The following is a 391-nucleotide window of genomic DNA, read 5'->3' on the forward strand; positions in this document are numbered from 1 at the left end:
ATTTAAGAGTGATTCACAACGCTTATATGGACTCCCTATTGTTGTCAAAAAGTATTGTTAACGAAGGTTAGATGCTTGCTTATATACGGGCTCTAGTTGAGAAGCTATCTCGGGCCACTTTGATGTGTTCGCACCGTCATGACTTTATCTTGGCAGCGGTATTTAATACCTAAGCGTTGCGCAGTCTCTTGAAGGTTGGTCTTACCTGTTCGTTATCACGGTCTTTTTGACTAACTCTGTTAAGCCACAAGGAATTATGGCTTGTAATCCTCTCCGCTTTCTATCATAGCGAAGGCTGTTCTTACGGTCTTATTTGCCAATGCTATTGCAGCAACCTTTTTCCCACGTCTTACCGTCATTGCTTTAAGCCATTGCTCTTTTGATGTACGAG

Annotated in this window: 1 pseudogene; it reads right to left on the bottom strand. The window is 42.2% G+C overall.

Annotated features, from left to right (window positions below):
- Positions 1-254 precede the first annotated feature (254 nt).
- Positions 255-391, bottom strand: a pseudogene (locus QTN95_RS21155) (IS110 family transposase); the annotation flags it as partial.

Origin of the sequence: Vibrio sp. M260112, from assembly GCF_036533775.1 — a bacterium.
Lineage (GTDB): Bacteria > Pseudomonadota > Gammaproteobacteria > Enterobacterales > Vibrionaceae > Vibrio.